This is a genomic window from Curtobacterium sp. PhB136, assembly GCF_004346855.1.
GTDB lineage: Bacteria > Actinomycetota > Actinomycetes > Actinomycetales > Microbacteriaceae > Curtobacterium.
Genome location: NZ_SMGH01000008.1, coordinates 1 through 16,517 on the forward strand (window position 1 = coordinate 1; position 16,517 = coordinate 16,517).

At 69.9% G+C, this 16,517-nt stretch carries 14 protein-coding genes; 6 read left to right on the top strand and 8 right to left on the bottom strand.

Annotated elements, in window-relative coordinates:
* Window positions 1-578: 578 nt before the first annotated feature.
* Entirely contained in the window at window positions 579-1,502 is a 924-nt protein-coding gene (locus EDF27_RS13995; protein ID WP_123653509.1) for a heme o synthase, read from the bottom strand.
* Window positions 1,503-1,922: 420 nt separating this feature from the next.
* Between EDF27_RS13995 and tkt the strand changes: the two genes are divergently transcribed.
* The 6 genes from tkt (at window position 1,923) to pgl (ending at window position 10,305) form a co-directional block, all read left to right on the top strand.
* Window positions 1,923-4,019: a transketolase gene (gene tkt / locus EDF27_RS14000; protein WP_132049491.1), complete on the top strand. Its 2,097-nt coding sequence runs from the start codon at window positions 1,923-1,925 to the stop codon at window positions 4,017-4,019.
* A gap of 136 nt (window positions 4,020-4,155) precedes the next feature.
* Window positions 4,156-5,271 (top strand): transaldolase, encoded by a 1,116-nt coding sequence (gene tal, locus EDF27_RS14005; protein WP_132049493.1) that lies wholly within the window; start codon window positions 4,156-4,158, stop codon window positions 5,269-5,271.
* On the top strand, window positions 5,271-6,890 hold the full coding sequence (locus EDF27_RS14010; RefSeq protein WP_132049495.1) for a glucose-6-phosphate isomerase: 1,620 nt from the start codon (window positions 5,271-5,273) through the stop codon (window positions 6,888-6,890). The genes tal and EDF27_RS14010 overlap by 1 nt, the downstream gene beginning before the upstream one ends.
* A gap of 22 nt (window positions 6,891-6,912) precedes the next feature.
* Complete coding sequence (gene zwf / locus EDF27_RS14015; RefSeq protein WP_123653513.1) at window positions 6,913-8,451, top strand: glucose-6-phosphate dehydrogenase; 1,539 nt, start codon at window positions 6,913-6,915, stop codon at window positions 8,449-8,451.
* Window positions 8,448-9,392, top strand: coding sequence for a glucose-6-phosphate dehydrogenase assembly protein OpcA (locus EDF27_RS14020; RefSeq protein ID WP_123653514.1), 945 nt, complete (start codon window positions 8,448-8,450; stop codon window positions 9,390-9,392). The genes zwf and EDF27_RS14020 overlap by 4 nt, the downstream gene beginning before the upstream one ends.
* A gap of 142 nt (window positions 9,393-9,534) precedes the next feature.
* Entirely contained in the window at window positions 9,535-10,305 is a 771-nt protein-coding gene (gene pgl / locus EDF27_RS14025; RefSeq protein ID WP_132049497.1) for a 6-phosphogluconolactonase, read from the top strand.
* A gap of 291 nt (window positions 10,306-10,596) precedes the next feature.
* Here pgl and EDF27_RS14030 read toward each other — a convergent pair whose 3' ends face one another.
* The 7 genes from EDF27_RS14030 to rapZ all read right to left on the bottom strand — a co-directional run bounded on the left by EDF27_RS14030 (window position 10,597) and on the right by rapZ (window position 16,491).
* A complete protein-coding gene (locus EDF27_RS14030) occupies window positions 10,597-10,956 on the bottom strand; it encodes an RNA polymerase-binding protein RbpA (RefSeq protein WP_123653516.1) in 360 nt (119 codons plus the stop codon).
* A gap of 3 nt (window positions 10,957-10,959) precedes the next feature.
* A complete protein-coding gene (gene secG, locus EDF27_RS14035; RefSeq protein ID WP_056124375.1) occupies window positions 10,960-11,211 on the bottom strand; it encodes a preprotein translocase subunit SecG in 252 nt (83 codons plus the stop codon).
* 109 nt (window positions 11,212-11,320) lie between these two features.
* Window positions 11,321-12,100, bottom strand: a complete 780-nt coding sequence (gene tpiA, locus EDF27_RS14040) for a triose-phosphate isomerase (protein WP_132049499.1) — start codon at window positions 12,098-12,100, stop codon at window positions 11,321-11,323.
* Between the two features lie 40 nt (window positions 12,101-12,140).
* On the bottom strand, window positions 12,141-13,358 hold the full coding sequence (locus EDF27_RS14045) for a phosphoglycerate kinase (protein ID WP_132049501.1): 1,218 nt from the start codon (window positions 13,356-13,358) through the stop codon (window positions 12,141-12,143).
* Window positions 13,359-13,360: 2 nt separating this feature from the next.
* Entirely contained in the window at window positions 13,361-14,365 is a 1,005-nt protein-coding gene (gene gap, locus EDF27_RS14050; protein ID WP_123653519.1) for a type I glyceraldehyde-3-phosphate dehydrogenase, read from the bottom strand.
* Between the two features lie 177 nt (window positions 14,366-14,542).
* Window positions 14,543-15,523: a DNA-binding protein WhiA gene (whiA, locus tag EDF27_RS14055; protein ID WP_123653520.1), complete on the bottom strand. Its 981-nt coding sequence runs from the start codon at window positions 15,521-15,523 to the stop codon at window positions 14,543-14,545.
* A gap of 80 nt (window positions 15,524-15,603) precedes the next feature.
* Entirely contained in the window at window positions 15,604-16,491 is an 888-nt protein-coding gene (gene rapZ / locus EDF27_RS14060; protein ID WP_123704351.1) for an RNase adapter RapZ, read from the bottom strand.
* Between the last annotated feature and the right edge of the window lie 26 nt (window positions 16,492-16,517).

Below are 16,517 nucleotides of genomic sequence, written 5' to 3' on the forward strand. Positions count from 1 at the left end.
ACCTCCGGTGACGACGTGGTGTGTGGTAACTCACATCGTCCCGGAGGTCTTCACTTACGTCACCCGTTCACAACGTCCCGGGGAACTACAGCTAGCGCTCGGCGCCGCCGGCACCGTGCCGGCCGCACGGCCGCCTCCGCTCGCGGCGTGTTCGACACCACACGCGTCGATCGACTGGCGCCGTGTCGAACCATGCAGACGGATCAGGTGCGTCCGCATCCTTCGACACGGCACGCGTCGATCGACTGGCGCCGTGTCGGAATCCGCCTGCGATGCGGGGCGGCGCGCGCGGCGCAGGCACGACGCCGGGGCCGCCTCGTGCACGGGGCCGGCCACCCTCGGGACGGGAGGCCCGGTGCGGGCCCGCCACGAGCCTCCAGGCCGGTGGGTGCCGCGCCCACTGCACGCCGCGGCTGGCGGCGTCGGCGCGACTCGGAACGACGCCGCCGCTGTCGCACGACAGCGCACTCGTCGCTGCACCGCGCCCGCAACGGCCGGCGCATGCAGAGAACGACATGGTCGCTGTCGTACGACAGCGACCATGTCGTTCCGGGTCGGTACCCGCCCGCCCGCGCCCCCTAGAAGGTGAAGACCTGCGGGAGCAGCGGGTCGATGCCCACGGCGATGAAGAGCAGCGTCAGGTACGTGATCGAGCTGTGGAACACGCGCATCGGGTGGACGTGCTCGACGTGCTGGATCGCCCGGTTGTACAGCTTGTGCGACTCGACGACGAACCAGATCCCACCGGCCAGCGCGACGACCGTGTACAGCGGCCCCATGTGCGCGACCGGGATCAGGAGCAGCGAGCAGACCAGCGTCGCCCACGCGTAGAGGATGACCTGGAGCCCGACGACGGTGCGGCCCCGGACGACGGCGAGCATCGGCACGTCGGCGGCGTCGTAGTCGTCGCGGTACTTCATCGACAGCGGCCAGTAGTGCGGCGGCGTCCAGAGGAAGATCACCATGAAGAGGATGACCGGCGCCCAGGTGAGCGAGCCGGTGACCGCTGCCCAGCCGATGAGCACGGGCATGCAGCCCGCGGAGCCGCCCCAGACGATGTTCTGCGGGGTCCGGCGCTTCAGCCACAGCGTGTACAGGAAGACGTAGATCAGGATCGCGGCGACGCTCAGCGCGGCGGCGAGCCAGTTCACCAGGAAGCCGAGGACCGCGGTCGACCCGATGCCGAGCACCCACGAGAAGACGAGGGCTTCGCGGTCGGAGAGTTCCCCGGTGACGAGCGGCCGCGTGCTCGTCCGCTTCATGAGGCGGTCGATGTCGCGGTCGATGTAGCAGTTGAACGCCGACGCGGACCCGGCGGACATCGCGCCGCCGAGCAGCGTCCAGAGGACCAGCCAGAGGTCGGGCACCCCGCGCTCGGCGAGGAACATCGTCGGTGCGGTGGTCACGAGCAGCAGCTCCATGACCCGCGGCTTCGTCAGCGAGACGTACGCTCGGACCTTGCGGGACAGCGTCGAGCGACGCTCGGTGTCTGGCCTGGTCACGGTGGCAGTCGGCAAGGGGACCCTCAGTCTGTTCGCTTCAGCTCGCACACTCGGTGGACGACGTCGTCGGCGTCCGGGCATGCGCTGACCCGGAATGTCCACGGGTCCAGGACAGTTTACGCGATGGAAGCGCCGCCATGATGCTCCGCTCCACCCGAATCGCCCCGGAGCGCCCGACACGCCCGGGTCCCGGCACCGGCGCGTCCGTGCGTAGTGAGATCGCCGCGTCACCTGGACGCCTTCTGAGTGGCGGGTCACTATGCTGGAGAGGCCTCCCGCAGTGTGCCCCGAAGACGCCGGCCTCGACGAAGCCGGTCGGCCGCCGTTGATCGGCGACTGGACAGGGCCCCGGGTGGCAACCATGTCCGTGCGATGGCACGAGCCCTCGCACATGTCGCATCAAGAAGGGTCAACATCCAAGTGGCTGAATTCACCTGGGACGCCATCGACAGGAAGGCCGTCGACACGGCCCGCGTACTCGCCGCCGATTCGGTCGAGGCCGCCGGCAACGGTCACCCCGGCACCGCGATGAGCCTCGCCCCGCTCGCACACCTCCTCTTCCAGAAGGTGATGCACCGCGACCCGAGCGACTCCACGTGGATCGGCCGTGACCGCTTCATCCTCTCCGCCGGTCACGCATCGATCCTCCAGTACGTGCAGTTCTACCTGCACGGCTACGGCCTCGAGATCGAGGACCTCCAGCACCTCCGCAAGTGGGGCTCGAAGACGCCGGGTCACCCGGAGTACGGCCACACCGACGGTGTCGAGATCACGACCGGCCCGCTCGGCCAGGGCCTCGCGTCCTCGGTCGGCTTCGCCTACGCCCAGCGCTTCGAGCGCGGCCTGTTCGACCCGGAGACCCCGGCCGGCCAGTCGGCGTTCGACCACTTCACCTACGTGATCGCCGGCGACGGTGACATGCAGGAAGGCGTCACGAACGAAGCCGGCTCCCTCGCGGGTCGCCAGCAGCTCGGCAACCTCATCGCGTTCTACGACTCGAACCAGATCTCGATCGAGGACAACACCGACATCGCCTTCTCGGAGAGCGTCCCCGAGCGCTACGAGGCGCTCGGCTGGCACGTCCAGATCGTCGACTGGAAGAAGACCGGCGAGTACTCCGAGGACGTCGAGGAGCTCTACGCCGCGATCGAGACCGCCAAGCAGGTCACCGACAAGCCGTCGCTCATCGTCCTCAAGACGATCATCGGCTGGCCGTCGCCGACCAAGCAGAACTCGGGCAAGATCCACGGTTCGGCGCTCGGCGCCGAGGAGATCAAGGGCCTCAAGGAGGTCCTCGGCTTCGACACCGAGAAGACCTTCGAGGTCGCCCCCGAGGTGCTCGAGTACACCCGCGGTGCCGTGGCCAAGGGCCAGGCGCAGCACGCCGAGTGGCAGAAGACCTTCGACGCGTGGGCCGCGGCCAACGCCGACAAGAAGGCCCTCTTCGACCGCATGCAGGCCAAGGAGCTCCCCGAGGGCCTCGAGGCAGCGCTCCCGGTGTTCGGCACCGAGAAGGCCGTCTCGACCCGCGCCGCTTCCGGCAAGGTCATCAACGCCATCGCGCCGCTGATGCCCGAGTTCTGGGGCGGTTCGGCGGACCTCGCCGAGTCGAACCTCACCACGATCGAGGGCGCGAAGTCCTTCGGTCCGGCCGAGGCGTCGACGTCGACCTGGAGCACCGACCCGTTCGGTCGCGTGCTGCACTTCGGCATCCGCGAGCACGCCATGGGCTCGATCCTCAACGGCATCGTCCTGCACGGGAACACCCGCCCCTTCGGTGGCACGTTCCTCATCTTCAGCGACTACATGCGTCCGGCGGTCCGTCTCGCCGCGCTCATGAAGGCGCCGGCGACGTACGTCTGGACCCACGACTCCATCGCCCTCGGCGAGGACGGCCCGACGCACCAGCCGATCGAGCAGCTCACCGCCCTCCGTGCGATCCCGGGTCTCGACGTCGTCCGTCCGGCCGACGCCAACGAGGTCGCGTACGCGTGGCTGACGATCCTCTCCCACACGGACCGCCCGGCCGGTCTGGCGCTCAGCCGTCAGAACCTCCCGGTGTTCGAGCGTGGCGAGGGCGACGCCTCCGGCGAGACGTTCGCGTCCGCCAAGAACGTCGCGAAGGGCGCGTACGTGCTCGCCGAGGCGCCGAACGGCACCCCGGACGTCATCCTCATCGGCTCCGGCTCCGAGGTCCAGATCGCACTCGACGCGCGCGAGCAGCTGAAGAGCGAGGGCATCAACGCCCGCGTCGTCTCGGCCCCGTCGCTCGAGTGGTTCTTCCAGCAGGACGAGGCCTACCGCGAGTCGGTGCTCCCCTCCTCGATCAAGGCCCGCGTCTCGGTCGAGGCCGGGATCGGCATGAGCTGGCGCGACATCGTCGGCGACGCCGGCCGCAGCGTCTCCATCGAGCACTTCGGTGCCTCGGCGGACTACCAGACGCTCTACAACGAGTTCGGCTTCACCACCGAGCACGTCCTCGCCGCGGCGAAGGAAACCATCGCAGCAGCATCCTGAGTGATGAGGGCCGGGTCCGTCACACGGATCCGGCCCTCCTGACGGGAGGCCCGGCGCGGCCCCGCACCGTGCCTCCCGTCCTCAGGTGGCCGCCCACAGACCCCGACTCACCAAGTCGACGAAAGAAGAGAAACACATGGCTGACACCACCCCCACCGCCGCGCTCTCCGCGGTCGGCGTGAGCATCTGGCTCGACGACCTGTCCCGCGAGCTGCTCGAGACCGGCCGTCTCGAGAACCTCATCAAGGACCGCAACGTCGTCGGCGTGACCACGAACCCGACGATCTTCGCCTCGGCCCTCGCCAAGGGCGAGCGTTACGACGCGCAGGTCAAGGAGCTCGCCGCTGCTGGCACCGACGTGACCGACGCGATCTTCGAGATCACCACCCAGGACGTCGCGAACGCGTCCGACGTCTTCAAGACGATCTACGACGAGACCAAGGGCTTCGACGGCCGCGTCTCGATCGAGGTCGAGCCGGGCCTCGCCCACGAGACCGCGAAGACCATCGAGCAGGCCAAGTTCCTGTTCGACAAGGTCGGCCGCGAGAACGTCCTCATCAAGATCCCCGCGACCCTCGAGGGCCTCGAGGCCATCACCGAGGTCATCGGCGCCGGCATCTCCGTCAACGTCACCCTGATCTTCTCGCTCGAGCGCTACCGCGCCGTCATCGACGCCTACCTCGGCGGGCTCGAGAAGGCCAAGGCCGCCGGCCACGACCTCTCGAAGATCCACTCGGTCGCGTCCTTCTTCGTGTCGCGTGTCGACTCCGAGATCGACAAGCGCCTCGACGCCGTCGGCACCGACGAGGCCAAGGCCCTGAAGTCGAAGGCCGGCATCGCCAACGCGCAGCTCGCCTACCAGGTCTGGACCGAGGCGTTCGCCTCCGAGCGTGCCCTCGGCCTCCTCGAGGCCGGCGCGAACACGCAGCGTCCGCTCTGGGCGTCGACCGGTGTCAAGGACCCGTCGCTCTCGGACACGCTCTACGTGACCGAGCTCGCCGCGCCGAGCACCGTCAACACCATGCCGGGCAAGACCCTCGAGGCCACCTTCGACCACGGTGAGATCCACGGCGACGCGATCGCCGGATCGTTCGACGCCGCGACCGAGGTCATGGACAAGCTCGCCGCCGTCGGCATCGACTACGACGACGTCGTGGCCCTGCTCGAGAAGGAGGGCGTGGACAAGTTCAACGTCTCCTGGGGCGAGCTCGTCGACACCGTGAAGACGGCCCTCGAGAACGCCAGCAAGTAGTGACCGTCTCCATCGCCGCCAGCGGTGACGCGGCGCGGGCCATCGACCAGGTGGTCCCGCGCCTCGTCGCCGACCTGGTGGCGTCGGGCATCACCGCCCAGGACCCCGACCTCTGGGGTCCGTCCGCGGAGACCGAGGCCGCCTCGCGCCTCGGATGGGTCGAGGCGGTCGCGGTCTCGCGGCCCCTCGTCCCCCGCATCACCGCACTGCGCGACGAGCTCCGCGCCGAGGGGATCGACCACGTCGTCCTCGCCGGCATGGGCGGCTCGTCCCTGGCACCCGAGGTCATCACCCGCACTGCGGGGGTGCCCCTCACGGTGCTCGACTCGACCGACCCGGCCCAGGTCACCGCGGCCGTCACCGACCGCCTCGACCGCACCGTGCTCGTGGTGTCGTCGAAGTCCGGCTCGACGCTCGAGACCGACTCCCAGCGCCGCGTGTACGAGCAGGCCTTCCGCGACGCGGGCATCGACCCCGCCAAGCGGATCGTCGTGGTCACGGACCCGGGCTCCCCGCTCGAGGCATCCGCGACCGACGCCGGCTACCGCGTCTTCACGGCGGACCCCACGGTCGGCGGCCGGTACTCCGCGCTGACGGCCTTCGGGCTCGTGCCCTCGGGTCTCGCCGGGGCCGACATCGCCGAGCTGCTCGACGAGGCGGACGCCATCTCGGCGCTCCTCTCCGTCGACATCGACGAGAACCCCGGGCTCGTGCTCGGTGCGGTCCTCGCCGGCACCGAGCCGCTCCGGGACAAGATCGGCATCGTCGCGGACGGCACGCACATCATCGGCTTCGGTGACTGGATCGAACAGCTCCTCGCCGAGTCGACGGGCAAGTCCGGCCGCGGCCTCCTGCCGATCGTCCTCGACGTCGACGCCCCGGAGATCACCGCCGGCCTGCCGGACGTGCAGATCGTCCGTCTGGTCGGCTCGCGCGACGACGAACGCCACGTCGCCGACGGCGAGGTCGAGATCACCGGCACGCTCGGTGGGCAGATCCTCGTGTGGGAGTACGCCGTGGCCGTCGCCGGGCGTCTGCTCGGCATCGACCCGTTCGACCAGCCCGACGTGGAGGCGGCCAAGGTCGCTGCGCGCGCGCTGCTCGAGGGCGACGGCGGTCCCGTCCCGTCGACCGCACCCGCGTTCGAGGACCAGGGCATCGCCGTGACCGCGACCGGTCTCGAGACCGGCAGCAGCATCGCGCAGGCCGTGACGAGCCTCCTGTCCGCCGTCGGCGACGACGGCTACGTCGCGATCCAGGCGTACGTCGACCGCGGTGTGAACCGCGAGCTCGAGGTGCTGCGGGACGTCATCGCGGAGCGCGTCGGCCGACCGGTCACCTTCGGGTACGGCCCGCGGTTCCTGCACTCCACCGGCCAGTACCACAAGGGCGGTCCCGCGACCGGGGTGTTCCTGCAGATCCTCGCGGACGACGCGGGCGACCTGCCGATCCCCGGCCGGCCGTTCACGTTCGGCCAGCTCATCCGGGCCCAGGCAGCCGGGGACGCCAGCGTCCTCGCGCAGCACGGCCGCCCGGTGCTGACGCTGTCGTCGCGGGATCTCCCCGCGTTGGCGGACGTCGTCACTGCCGCGGTCTCGGGCCCGGCAACCACTTCCTGACACCAAAAGGAGTTCACCGACAATGTCACCGGTGGCGATCACCCCGGAGCACAACCCGCTCCGGCTGCCCACGGACCGTCGACTGAACCGGATCGCGGGTCCCAGCACCCTCATCATCTTCGGCGTGACGGGCGACCTGTCCCGCAAGAAGCTGATGCCCGCGGTCTACGACCTCGCGAACCGGGGGCTCCTGCCTCCCGGGTTCGCGCTGGTCGGGTTCGCTCGACGTGACTGGGAGGACCAAGACTTCTCCCAGCTCGTCCACGACGCGGTCAAGGAGCACTCGCGTACCCCCTTCGACGAGGACGTGTGGCGCCAGCTCGAACAGGGCATCCGCTTCGTCCAGGGGTCCTTCGACGACCCCGACGCCTTCGTCCAGCTCAAGGAGACGGTCGACGCGCTCGACGCCGAACGGGGAACCCTCGGCAACCACGCGTTCTACCTCTCGATCCCGCCGAAGATGTTCCCGGTCGTCACCGAGCAGCTGAAGCTGTCCGGCCTGACCGAGAAGCAGGACGGCTCGTGGAGCCGCGTCGTCGTGGAGAAGCCCTTCGGGTCCGACCTCCGCACGGCGCGTGAGCTGAACGCCATCGTCGAGAGCGTCTTCGCTCCCGACGACGTGTTCCGCATCGACCACTACCTCGGCAAGGAGACGGTCCAGAACCTCCTGACGCTGCGGTTCGCGAACCAGATGTACGAACCCATCTGGAACTCGAACTACGTGGACCACGTGCAGATCACGATGGCCGAGGACATCGGCGTCGCCGGGCGTGCCGCGTACTACGACGGCATCGGGGCGGCGCGCGACGTCATCCAGAACCACCTGCTCCAGCTCCTCGCACTCACCGCGATGGAGGAGCCCGTCTCGTTCAAGGCCGGACACCTCCGCGCCGAGAAGGAGAAGGTCCTCTCCGCGGTGGAGCTGCCGGCGGACCTGTCGACGGCCACCGCACGCGGGCAGTACGCCGGCGGGTGGCAGGGCGGCGAGAAGGTCCTCGGCTTCCTCGAAGAGGCCGGGATGAACCCGGAGTCCGGCACCGAGACGTTCGCGGCGATCAAGCTGAACATCGCGACCCGTCGCTGGCAGGGCGTCCCGTTCTACCTCCGCGCCGGCAAGCGCCTCGGTCGCCGCGTCACCGAGATCGCGATCGTGTTCAAGCGCGTCCCCGAGGACGTCTTCGGCATCCCGCAGTCCCCCCTCGGCCAGAACGCACTCGTCATCCGCGTCCAGCCGGACGAGGGTGTGACGCTGCGCTTCGGCTCGAAGGTCCCCGGTGTCGGCACGCAGGTGCGCGACGTCACGATGGACTTCGGCTACGGCCACGCGTTCACCGAGGCATCCCCCGAGGCGTACGAGCGACTCATCCTCGACGTGCTCCTCGGCGACCCGCCGCTGTTCCCGCGGCACCAGGAGGTCGAGCTCTCCTGGAAGATCCTCGACCCCATCGAGGAGTTCTGGGCCACGCAGGGCCAGCCCGAGCAGTACCGTCCCGGGACGTGGGGTCCGGCTTCGGCCGACGACCTCCTCGCCCGCGACGGACGGACCTGGAGGCGTCCATGAAGATCGACCTGCCGAACACCACGGTCTCGAAGATCCAGAAGACCCTCGTCCACATCCGCGAAGAGGGGGGCGCGGTCGCACTCGGCCGTGTCCTCACGCTGATCATCTCGACGGCCCTCGGCCACGAGGAAGAGGCGATCGCGGCGGCGAACGAGGCATCCCGCGAGCACCCGATGCGCGTGATCATCGTGTCGAAGAACCACGGCGACATCCACTCGCCCGGTCGTCTCGACGCGCAGATCCGCGTGGGGAGCGACGCCGGCGCGAGCGAGGTCATCGTCCTCCGCGCGTACGGCGAGACGGCCACCGACGAGGAGAGCCTCGTCACCGGTCTGCTCCTGCCGGACGCCCCGGTCGTCGCCTGGTGGCCCGGGATCGCCCCGCCGAAGCCGGCGGAGTCCTCCCTCGGCCGCATCGCGCAGCGCCGCATCACGGACGCCGCAGCGCAGAAGGACCCGAGCGTCGCCATCGCAGCGCTGGCCGAGTCGTACGTCCCCGGGGACACCGACTTCGCCTGGACCCGGCTGACGCTCTGGCGCAACCAGCTCGCCGCGGCGCTCGACCAGCCGCCGTACGAGCCGATCACCGGCGTCGAGGTCTCCGGTGCGAGCGACAGCCCGTCGACGATCCTCCTCGCCGCCTGGCTGCAGCTGCAGCTCCAGGTGCCGGTGTCGGTCGTCACATCGCCCCGCGCGACCGGGTCGAGCGGCATCCACGGGGTGTCCCTCGTCCGCGAGTCGGGCACGATCGAGCTCGAGCGGTCGCTCGTCGACGTCGCCACGCTGTCCATGCCCGGGCAGCCGGTCCACGATCTGTCCCTGCCACGCCGGAACCTGCGCGACTGCCTGGCGGAGGAACTCCGTAGACTCGACCCAGACGTCCTCTTCGGGGACGTCGTCAAGCACGGGGTGGCCCAGCTCCGCGATTCCGTCGCGAGCTGATCAGCCCCACAGCGGTCCGGTCGCCCGGTCCTCGTCGTCGAGACGGGGTCCGGGTCGCCCGGCTCCGTCGTCGAGACGGGGTCCGGGCGCACGGACCGACGGCGGTCACATCGGGTGGCCGCTCCACGAACACGGGAGTCACGTGACCAACGAACGGCGGGTGCTGGTGCACCCGGACAAGCAGGCCCTCGGCGCCTCCGTCGCCGCACGCTTCATCACGAAGATCATCGACGTGCTCGACGAGCAGGAGCGAGCGGACATCGCCATCAGCGGTGGTTCGGTCTCGTCCCTCGTGCTCGCCGCCATCGGTCAGTCCCAGGCGCGTGAGAGCGTCGACTGGTCGAAGGTGCACGTCTGGTGGGTCGACGAGCGCTGGGTTCCGGAAGGCGATGCCGACCGCAACATCACCGGCACGCAGACCGACTTCTTCGACCACGTGGCGATCCCCGCGTCGAACATCCACCCGATGGCCGCGTCCGACGCCGGACTCACCATCGAGGACGCCGCTGCCCAGTACGAGCGCGAACTCCAGGCAGCAGCGCCCGACTCGGCCGTCGCGCCGAAGTTCGACATCACGCTCCTCGGTGTCGGCCCCGACGGCCACACCGCGTCGCTCTTCCCGGAGTTCCCGCAGCTCTCGGTCACCGACCGCATCGTGCTGCCGGTCGACGACTCCCCCAAGCCGCCGCCGCAGCGCCTGACGCTGACCTACCCGGCGATCAACGCATCGCAGCGGGTGTGGGTCATCCTGTCCGGCGCCGAGAAGGCATCGGTGCTCGGGCTCGCCCTCGCCGGCGCCGCCGTGGACGAGGTCCCCGTCGGTGGCGTGCAGGGCCGCAAGCGCACCGTGTTCTTCGTGGACCAGGACGCCGCGCGCGACGTCCCGGAGAACCTGATCGCGTCGACCTACTAGTCACGCGTTGCTCCGACGGGAGGCCCGGTGCCAGCTGGCACCGGGCCTCCCGTCGTCCGTGGGGTGCGCCCGCCCGGCCCGCCCGTCCGGCCCGTCCGGCCGACCCGTCCGACCCGGTGAGATCGCACTTCGTGTCGGGCGCGTGCGGCGCGAGGCGACACGAGGTGCGATCTCAGCGACCACCGGCGACCCCGGCGACCCCGGCGCCGCCCGCGCCCGCGCCGCGCGCAGCGCGCGCCCGCGGCATGACGAAGACCCCCGCACCGGAGTGCGGGGGCCTTCGTGGACGAGCTACTTCGCGGTACCGCGACGCTGCCGGAGCTGCTGCAGCGCGTCTTCCAGGAGCTGCGCCGCTTCCTCTTCGGTGCGGCGCTCCTTCACGTACGCGAGGTGCGTCTTGTACGGCTCGGTCTTCGTGACCTGCGGAGGATTCTCCTTGTCACGACCGGCCGGGAGCCCGGTGGACGGCGAGTCGACCGTCTCGGGGATCTCCTCGTCGGGGAGGTTCGCGGCGAAGTACCGCACGACCTCGTTGCCGAGGGCGTCCCAGTAGGAGATCGCCACCCGCTCGGCCTGGACCCCGCGGTCCTGCTCCCCCATCGGGCCCGCGCCAACGCGCGAACCCCGGATTGCACTGCCTCCGCTTGCCATGGATCAGCTCCCCGCTGTGAACTTGTTGATGAGACCGAGCACGATGATGCTCACGATCCAGAGGAGACCGAGGATCACCGTGATCCGGTTCAGGTTGCGCTCGGCCACGCCGGACGCCCCGAGGTTGCTCGTCACACCGCCGCCGAACATGTCGGAGAGGCCGCCACCGCGGCCCTTGTGCAGGAGGATGAGGAGCGTGAGCAGGAGACTCGTGATAGCGAGGAGCACCTGCAGCACGACGGAGAGTATCGCCACGACGTACCTTTCGTGTCAGTCAGCCGTACGAGTATACCGGCCGGGCAGTGCCCGGCCGGTACCTCGTGCGGGAGTGGTGCAGAACGGGCTGCGAGAGCCGAGCGGACTGCTACAGCCCGACGTGCTGCCGGAAGCGCGCGATGGCCGCGAACTCCTGCACGTCGAGTGAAGCGCCGCCGACGAGCGCGCCGTCGATGTCGGGCTCGCGGAGGAACCCGGCGATGTTGCTGGACTTCACCGAGCCGCCGTAGAGCACCCGGGTCTCCGCGGCGATCTCGTCGCCCCAGGCCGCGGCGATGCCACGACGGAGCGCAGCGCACTCGTCCTGGGCCTGCTCGGCGGTGGCGGCCTGTCCGGAACCGATGGCCCAGACGGGCTCGTACGCCACGACGATCTCGGACGGCTTGACCGCGTCGAGCACGACCTGCAGCTGCTCGACCGGCACGACGCCGGCGCCGCGCTCGTCGCGCTGCTCACCGGTCTCGCCGACGCAGACCAGCGGGACGAGCCCGTGCTTGACGGCCGCAGTGGTCTTGGCTGCCACGACCTCGTCGGTCTCGCCGTGGATGGTCCGACGCTCGGAGTGGCCGACGATCACGTACGCGGCATCGAGTGCCGCGAGGAACGCGCCGGAAACGTCGCCCGTGTAGGCGCCCGAGTCGAACTGGGACAGGTCCTGCGCGCCGAAGCGGATCGGGAGCTTGTCCGCCGAGATGAGCGTCTGCACGCTGCGGAGATCAGTGAAGGGCGGGAACACCGCGACCTCGACGTCGTCGAAGTCGTGGCGGGCGTCCTTCAGCGTCCACGCGAGCTTCTGCACGGTGGCGATGGCCTGGAGGTGGTCCAGGTTCATCTTCCAGTTGCCGGCGATGAGCGGCGTGCGGTTCATGCTGCGCCTCCCGAGAATCCAAGACGGAGCGGCGTGCGGGTCATGCGGACCACCCCAGTGCTTCGAGGCCGGGCAGCGACTTGCCCTCGAGGAACTCGAGGCTCGCGCCACCGCCAGTCGAGATGTGGCCGAACTGGTCGTCGGTGAACCCGAGCGACCGGACCGCAGCGGCCGAGTCACCACCGCCGACGACCCCGAGGCCGTCGACCTCGGTGAGCGCCTGCGCGACGGTCTTGGTGCCTGCGGCGAAGGCCGGGAACTCGAACACGCCCATCGGGCCGTTCCAGAACACGGTCTTCGAGGAGGAGACCGCCGCAGCGAAGCGAGCAGCCGTCTCCGGGCCGATGTCCAGCCCGATGCCGTCGGCGCCGAACGAGGAGGACTCGATGGCGTCGGCGGCGACCGTCTCGTGGTCGGCGTCGGCCGAGAAGCCGGACGCCACGACGACGTCGGTCGGCAGGTCGATCGTGACGCCGAGCTCCTTCGCCCGCGAGAGGTACTCGCGGACGACGTCGAGCTGGTCCTGCTCGAGCAGGGACTTGGCGACGCCGTGGCCCTGTGCGGCGAGGAACGTGAAGAGCATCCCGCCACCGACGCACAGCGTGTCCACCTGCGGCAGCAGGTGGTCGATGACGCCGAGCTTGTCGCTGACCTTCGAGCCGCCGAGGACGACCGTGTAGGGCCGCTCCGGGTTCTTGGTCAGTCGCTCGAGCACGCGGAGTTCGGTCTCGATGAGCTCACCGGCCGCCGAGGGCAGCGCGGATGCGAGCTCGTACACGGAGGCCTGCTTGCGGTGCACGACGCCGAACCCGTCCGACACGAAGGCGTCGGCGAGGGCGGCGATGCGGTCCGCGAAGGCACCGCGCTCGGCGGCGTCCTTGGAGGTCTCCTCCGGGTTGAACCGGAGGTTCTCGAGCAGCAGGACGTCGCCGTCCCCGAGGGCCTCGGCAGCGGCGGTCGCGTCGTCACCGACGGTCTCGCCGACGAACGTGACCTCTTTCCCGAGCAGCTCGGAGAGCCGCTGGGCCACCGGCGCGAGTGAGAACTCGGGCTTGGGCTCGCCGTCGGGACGGCCGAGGTGGGAGATCACGATGACGCGCGCTCCGGCGTTGATGAGCGTGTTCAGCGTGCCGAGCGACGCCCGCACGCGGCCGTCGTCCGTGATGACGCCGTCCTTGAGCGGGACGTTGAGGTCACAGCGGACGACGACACGCTTGCCGGAGAGGTCGCCGAGGCTCTCGAGGGTGCGGAGACTCATGCTCAGAGTCGCTCGCCCACGTACTCGGTGAGGTCGACGAGGCGGTTCGAGTAGCCCCACTCGTTGTCGTACCACGAGGTGATCTTCACGAGGCCGCCGATGACCTTGGTCAGGCCGGAGTCGTAGATCGAGGAGTGCGGGTCCGTGGTGATGTCGGTCGACACCAGCGGGTCCTCGCTGTAGAGCAGGATGCCCTTGAGGGGGCCCTCAGCGGCTTCCTTGTACGCGGCATTGATCTCGTCGACCGTGACCTCGGACTTGGTCTCGAGCGTGAGGTCGGTGATCGACCCGGTCGGGACCGGCACGCGGAGCGCGAAGCCGTCGAGCTTGCCGGCGAGCTCCGGGAGGACGAGGCCGATGGCCTTCGCCGCACCGGTGGAGGTCGGCACGATGTTCAGGGCCGCGGCACGGGCGCGACGCGGGTCCTTGTGCGGGCCGTCCTGCAGGTTCTGGTCCGCGGTGTACGCGTGGACCGTCGTCATGAGACCGCGCTCGATGCCGAACTTGTCGTGGAACACCTTGGCGAGCGGCGCGAGGCTGTTCGTGGTGCAGGACGCGTTCGAGATGATGTTGTGGTTCGCCGGGTCGTACTGGTCCTCGTTCACGCCGAGCACGATGGTGACGTCGTCACCCGTGGCCGGGGCGGAGATGATGACCTTCTTGGCGCCCGCGTCGATGTGCTTCTGCGCATCGGCGGCCTTGGTGAAGAAGCCGGTCGACTCGATGACGATGTCGACGCCCAGCTCGCCCCAGGGGAGGTTGGCGGGGTCGCGCTCAGCGAGGACCTTGATCGGCTTGCCGTCGACGACGATGTTGTCGCCGTCGAGCTCGACCGTGGCGGGGAGCTTGCCCGTGATCGAGTCGAACTTGAGCAGGTTCGCCAGGGAGGCGTTGTCGGTGAGGTCGTTCACCGCCACGATCTCGAGGTCGCTGCCCTTGGCCAGAGCGGCCCGGAAGAAGTTACGGCCGATGCGGCCGAAGCCGTTGATACCGATCTTGACGGTCAATGGATCTCCTGGTGGGTGTGGAGCGCCCAGGGGGCGCTGCTTTCGGAGGCGCAGACCCTCTGCGGGTCCGCGTGTGGTGGACGATACGCCCCGTAACGTCGCCGTAACGACCCTAGCAGTCGGGGGATCAGCCCCCGCCCGTGTGACGTCCAGGAACCGCAGGGCCGCGGCGACCGGTCAGGCGCCCTCGAGCTCCTCGGGGACGCTGGCCTCGGTGCCGGGCACGTTCAGCTCGACGGCACGCTTGTCGGCCATCGCGAGGAGGCGGCGGATGCGGCCGGCGATGGCGTCCTTCGTCATGGGCGGGTCCGCGTGCTGGCCGAGCTCGTCGAGCGAGGCGTCACGGTGCGCGAGGCGCAGGGAGCCCGCGTACTGCAGGTGGTCGGGGACCTCGTCGCCGAGGATCTCGAGCGCACGCTCGACCCGGGCGCACGCGGCGACGGCGGCCTGGGCGGAGCGGCGGAGGTTCGCGTCGTCGAAGTTGACGAGGCGGTTCGCGGTGGCGCGGACCTCGCGGCGCTGCCGCATCTCCTCCCACTCCGCGGTGGTGCGGGCGGCGCCCATCACGGTGAGCATCTGGCCGATGGCCTCGCCGTCGCGGATGACGACGCGGTGCACCCCGCGGACCTCACGGCCCTTCGCGGCGACACCGAGGCGCGACGCGGCTCCCACCAGGGCCATCGCTGCTTCGTTGCCGGGGCAGGTGACCTCGAGCGCGGCTGCCCGGCCCGGGTCGGTGAGGGTGCCGGCGGCGAGGAAGGCACCGCGCCAGATCGCGGCGAGGTCCTCGCGGTTGCCGGTGGTCAGGCGGTTCGGGAGGCCGCGGACCGGACGACGACGGGCGTCCATCAGGCCGGTCTGGCGCGCGAGGGTCTCCCCCGCCTCGAGCACGCGGACCAGGTAGCGGGTGCCGCGACGGGCGGATGCCGAGGACCCCACCGACGCCTCGCTCCGGACGCCGTACAGCTCGGCGAGGTCCTTGCGGACCCGGTGCACGATGATCCGGGTGTCCAGCTCGACCTCGACGGCGATCCTGCCGGAGATGACGTGCAGGCCACCCGCGAACCGCAGGATGGTCGCGAGTTCGGCGGCACGGACCGTGTTGCGGCCCACGACGACCCTGGCCAGTTCGTCCTTGACCTCGGCAGTCAACGGCACAGCATCATTCCTAACGTTCATCTGGTGGTGGGGGGACCGTGGCCCGGTGGCGCGCACGTGTTGAGCGGCCGGTGGGACGGTCACTCCCGGCCGAGATCTCGGTTCTTCACACGCACGGCGACGTTGGGCATCCCACGGAGGAGGCTCGCCAACTCGGCGACGATGGCGACCGAGCGGTGCTTCCCGCCGGTACAGCCGATGGCGATCGTAGCGTGTCTTTTGTTCTCGCGCTGGTACCCCTCGAGCACGGGCTCGAGCACGGAGGCGTACCGGTCGACGAACGGACGGGCTCCGGACTGTGCCAGGACGTAGTCGGAGACCGGCTTGTCGAGGCCGGTGTGGGACCGCAGTTCCGGGACCCAGTAGGGGTTCGGGATGAAGCGGACGTCGGCCACCATGTCCGCGTCGGCGGGCAGCCCGTACTTGAACCCGAAGCTCATCAGGGTGACCTGGACGCCGGTGAACCGGTCCTCGGCGAACTTCTCGGTCACCGTGTTCGCGAGTTGGTGGATGTTCAGGTCGGACGTGTCGATGATCACGTCGGACGCCTCGCGCAGGCCGAGCAGCCGGGTGCGCTCCCGGGCGATGCCGTCGAGGAGCGTGTCCTCCCCCTGCAGCGGGTGCGGCCGGCGGACCTGCTCGAACCGGCGGACGAGCACCTGGTCGGTCGCCTCGAGGAAGAGCATGCGGACCCGCGCCGACGTCGAGGACCGGAGCTGCTCGACCGCGTGGTCCGGGTCGGTGAAGTACCGCTCACCGCGGACGTCGACGACGACGGCGAGCTTCGGGATCTTCTCACCGGCCCGGTCCGCCAGGTCGGTCAGCGTGGCGAGCATCTGCGTCGGCAGGTTGTCGACCACGTACCAGTCGAGGTCCTCGAGCGCCTTGCCGACGGTCGAGCGCCCGGCACCGGACATCCCGGTGACGATCAGGACGTCGTGCTGGGGCTTCGGTTCGGTGTCGGTCATCTGGGAGATGTGCTCCGTCGTCGCTG